5 protein-coding genes and 1 pseudogene are annotated in these 4,155 nt (G+C 64.7%); 3 read left to right on the forward strand and 3 right to left on the reverse strand.

Annotation, left to right across the window (positions count from 1 at the left end):
• Both VMR03_RS01735 and tsaE read right to left on the reverse strand, forming a co-directional pair.
• Window positions 1-581 (reverse strand): annotated as a pseudogene (locus VMR03_RS01735) (bifunctional tRNA (adenosine(37)-N6)-threonylcarbamoyltransferase complex ATPase subunit type 1 TsaE/phosphotransferase); the annotation flags it as partial.
• Window positions 578-1,069, reverse strand: a complete 492-nt coding sequence (tsaE, locus tag VMR03_RS01740) for a tRNA (adenosine(37)-N6)-threonylcarbamoyltransferase complex ATPase subunit type 1 TsaE (RefSeq protein ID WP_325401661.1) — start codon at window positions 1,067-1,069, stop codon at window positions 578-580. The pseudogene VMR03_RS01735 and the gene tsaE, both read right to left, overlap by 4 nt.
• Before the next feature lie 119 nt (window positions 1,070-1,188).
• Between tsaE and VMR03_RS01745 the strand changes: the two genes are divergently transcribed.
• The 3 genes from VMR03_RS01745 to VMR03_RS01755 all read left to right on the forward strand — a co-directional run bounded on the left by VMR03_RS01745 (window position 1,189) and on the right by VMR03_RS01755 (window position 3,607).
• Window positions 1,189-1,719 (forward strand): PAS domain-containing protein, encoded by a 531-nt coding sequence (locus VMR03_RS01745; protein WP_325401663.1) that lies wholly within the window; start codon window positions 1,189-1,191, stop codon window positions 1,717-1,719.
• Between the two features lie 249 nt (window positions 1,720-1,968).
• A complete protein-coding gene (locus tag VMR03_RS01750) occupies window positions 1,969-3,201 on the forward strand; it encodes an NAD(P)/FAD-dependent oxidoreductase (protein ID WP_325401665.1) in 1,233 nt (410 codons plus the stop codon).
• Between the two features lie 85 nt (window positions 3,202-3,286).
• On the forward strand, window positions 3,287-3,607 hold the full coding sequence (locus VMR03_RS01755; RefSeq protein WP_325401667.1) for a 2Fe-2S iron-sulfur cluster-binding protein: 321 nt from the start codon (window positions 3,287-3,289) through the stop codon (window positions 3,605-3,607).
• 48 nt (window positions 3,608-3,655) lie between these two features.
• On the opposite strand, the gene VMR03_RS01760 is transcribed toward VMR03_RS01755, so the two are convergent.
• A partial coding sequence (locus VMR03_RS01760) for a molybdopterin cofactor-binding domain-containing protein (RefSeq protein WP_325401669.1) occupies window positions 3,656-4,155 on the reverse strand: 500 nt, incomplete at its 5' end.

Genomic DNA, 4,155 nt, shown 5'->3' on the forward strand with positions numbered 1-4,155 from the left:
TTGGCGGGCAGATACCAGTCGGTCAGGAGTTCGGTCTCGATCGCCAGTGCCGCGTCGTCATAATGCGGCAGCGCATAGCCGCCGCCATTCGGCAGCGGCAGCGAGGACGGCGCGCCGAGTTTCGCCCAGGCGGCGTGCCAGGCGATCAGCGCATCGACGCCGGCGCGATACATTTCATCGAGCGGAACGCCGGCAGGGCCCTGGCCCGCATCGATCGCCGCGCCATAAAGCGCGTCGCCGAGATCCTCGAGCAGCAACAACCCGTTCGGCACATCATGCGCGATCAAATCCGGCGCGGAGAGACCGGCGCCTTTCAGCGCCGCACCGACAGCGACGAAGGGCCGGCAATCTTCTGCGAGATGGGCGATGGCGGAATAGGCGCGGCGGACGCCGTCCGGCGTGTTGGCCAGCGGCGGACCATCGGGACCGGGCGGCGCGTCCATCAGGACGGCCTTGCCCCTCGGCCCCGCGATACGCTCGTAGCGCCGCGTCGAGGCGTCGCCGGCGAGCGGCGCGCGCCGCGCATCGCCCCAGCCCGCCTCGTCCAGAAAGGCGCGGATCAGTTCCTCGCGCGTCTTCATGCGTCCTTCAATCCCTCGACACGCGACGCCCAGCTGCCCTGTCCGGCCAGCCTCGCCTCGCGCCCGCCGCCTTCTCCCACGAGATGGATAGCGATGTCGAGACGGTCCTGCGGCAGGAGCCCAAGCTTCTCCGGCCATTCGACCAGCAAGGCACCTTCGTCCAGCGCGTCGGCGAGGCCAAGCTCGGCGGCGTCCTCCGGCTGCTCGATCCGGTAAAGATCGACATGGGTGAGAAGAATGTCCGGCGCCTCGTAGGTCTGGACGAGGGTGAAAGTGGGGCTCGGCACCTCTTCGCCGGGATCGCCCAGCCGGGCGCGGATCACGGCCCGGGCCAGCGCCGTCTTGCCGGCGCCGAGGTCGCCCCGGAGCGCGACGAAGTCGCTAGGAACCAGCAGAGCCGCCAGAACCGCGCCAAGCCGCGCCGTCGCCGCCTCGTCGGGCAGTTTCACGGTGAGTTCGACGGTGGGTACGACGGAAGAGCCGGACATGGCCCGCATAGGAGGAAAAACTGCCGGACTTGTCAATTTCGCCGGCAATCCGCTACGCGCTCTCCGGTTAGGAACCCGCTAACCGTCCCATGGCAGCATCGGAGGGGAGGAGTCCGCCAATGGCAACGGTGAAGCCGAACGAACGTTTGCGCGCGAATACGGAAGTCGATCCGCAACGGCTCGGCCATCCATCGCTTGCCGCCGTCAAGGCCTATTGGGACGAGAAGCGCGGCGCACGGCCGATGCCGTCACGCGCCGATATCGACCCCGTCGACCTCAGAGAACATCTCGGCTGGATCATGTTGCTCGACGTGATCGGCGACTATGATGATTTCCGCTTTCGCCTGATCGGCACCAAGGTCACCCGCTACTTCTTCGTCGAAGCGACCGGCAAGACGGTCCGTGAGGCGTTCGCGCCTTTCGGCGTCGGCATCGTGGCGGGCGTCCTCGCCGTCTATCGCAAGGCCGCACGCGACTGCGTGCCTGTGCGAGCGTTCGGCGACGCGGGCTGGCTCGGGCGCGACTATTACGACTTCGACGCTCTTTATCTGCCTCTTTCCGATGACGGCGCGACGGCAAACAAGGTCCTCAGCGTCTTCACCTTCGACTATCGGCGCGTGGCCGCCCGAAGCGACAGCACACTAGGCTGACGGCTAATCCTGGACGGCTTTCCATTCAGTGTTTGGCATCTCCGAACAGGTTGGATATAAAAGTTGACGCCACCGTCATTTTTGTGGCGGACTGCGCCCCAAGAAAATTCGCGCCTCCTTCATGAGACCGCGACGTCTGTCAATATTTTTGGGTGGCGCCGGCCAGTGACGGGCGGATGGCGGCTCTGTAAAAGGCGAAGCAACAGCCTTGAAGAATGGCGTGAGACAGCGGGAGGAACGGGCTTGAGCATGAGCGGAACGCACGGGGTCGTCATCATCGGCGCAGGCCAGGCCGCGTCGCAGGCGGTGATGTCGCTGAGGTCGGAAGGCTATGAAGGACCGATCCGCATGATCGGCGAGGAGCCGGAGCCGCCCTATCAGCGGCCGCCCTTGTCGAAAAAATTCCTAGCCGGAGAAATCGGTTTCGACCGGGTGGAGCTGAAGCCGGCCGAATTCTACGCCAGCGCCGGATGCGAGTTGCTGCTCTCGACGCGGGTCGCCGCCATCGAACGATCGAAGAAGCTCTTGCTGACGAGCGACGGCCGCGAGATCGCCTACGACAAGCTCATCATCGCGACGGGAAGCCGGGTGCGCGAAATCAACGTGCCGGGCTTCGATCTCAACGGCGTCTATTATCTGCGCTCGGTCGGCGACGTTCACGACATCCAGAGCCATTTCAAGCCGGGTGCGAAGCTCGTCGTCGTCGGCGGCGGCTATATCGGCCTCGAAGTCGCGGCCGTGGCGAAGAAGAACGGCATCGAGGTGACCGTACTCGAGACCGCTGACCGCGTGATGGCGCGCGTCGTCGATCCGATCGTCTCCCACTTCTATGAACGCGTCCACCGCGAGGAAGGCGTCGTCATCCGCACCGGCGTCACCGTCGACGGGTTCGAGGGCGAAGGTGGCCGCGTGACGCGCGTCGTCTCGGGCGAAGGCGAGAGCTTCCCCTGCGATTTCGTCGTCGTCGGCATCGGCATCATTCCGAACACCGAGCTCGCGGCCTCGGCGGGCATCGCGGTCGAGAACGGCATCGTCGTCGACGAATGCGCGCGGACGAGCGATCCCGACATCTGCGCCGCCGGCGACTGCACCAGCCATCCGAATGGCATCTACGGCCGCAGGCTTCGGCTCGAAAGCGTGCATAACGCGATCGAGCAGGGAAAGACCGCCGCCGCGACGCTGACGGGCAAGGAGAAGCCCTATAATCAGGTGCCCTGGTTCTGGTCGGATCAATACGATCTGAAGCTGCAGATCGCCGGACTTTCGGCGGGCTACACGCAGGCCGTGGTGCGCGGCGACCCGGAGACGGGCCGCAGCTTCGCCGTTTTCTATCTGAAGGACGGCATTCTCGTCGCGGTCGATGCGGTCAACCGCGCGCCGGAATTCATGATGGCGCGGCAGCTCATCGCGAAGCACGCAAAACTCGACCCGACGCGGCTTGCCGACGAAACGATCAATATGAAGGAAATCGCGAACGCATGAATGCGTCCGGGATGAAAGAAGTAGCGAACGTGTGCATGCGTTCGGAAAACAACAAGCAGAACACGCGAGGAGGCGTGCCGGAACGATGACGAAAATTACCTATGTCGAGCATGACGGCAAGGAACACACGATCGATGTCGCCGAGGGCCTGACGCTGATGGAAGGTGCGGTCAAGAATATGGTGCCGGGCATCGACGCCGATTGCGGCGGCGCCTGCGCCTGCGCGACCTGCATGGTCTATGTGCCGGAGGAGTGGCTGGCGAAGCTGCCCGCCAAGGAAGACATGGAAGAAACCATGCTCGATTTCTGCGAACACTCGCAGCCCAATTCGCGCCTTTCCTGCCAGATCAAGGCGACCAAGGAACTCGACGGCATGCGCGTGACGATGCCGGAAAGCCAGCACTAGCCGCGAGGCGGGCGCCGGCGAACCGGCGCCCACCCTTCAATCAGCCGATCAATCCGCGGCCTGCGCGAATTTCGCGGTGAGCGGCGTCAGGTCGTGGTTCTTCAACGGCATTTCGCGGATCCGCTTGCCGGTGGCGGCGAAGACCGCATTGGCGACGGCGGCCGCAATGGGCGGCGTCGCCGGTTCGCCGAGACCGCCGAGCGCCGCGCCGCTCTCGATCACATGAACCTCGATCGCCGGCACGTCGGCCATGCGCACCATCTCGTAATCCGGAAAGTTCGACTGCGCGACGGCGCCCTTCTCGATCGAGATTTCGCCATGCAGCGCCGCCGTCAGCCCATAGATGATGCCGGATTCGACCTGCTGTTCGACCGTGTTCGGATTCACCATGCGGCCGCAATCGACGACGGCGACGACACGGTGGACTTTCAGCTCGCCGCTCGCACTCACCGAAACTTCCGCGACTTCCGCGACGATGGTCTTGAAGGCTTCCTGGATCGCGATGCCGCGCGCATGGCCTTGTGGAAGCGGCGTTCCCCAGCCTGCCT

This window comes from Parvibaculum sp. (genome assembly GCF_035511255.1).
In the GTDB taxonomy this organism is placed as follows: domain Bacteria; phylum Pseudomonadota; class Alphaproteobacteria; order Parvibaculales; family Parvibaculaceae; genus Parvibaculum.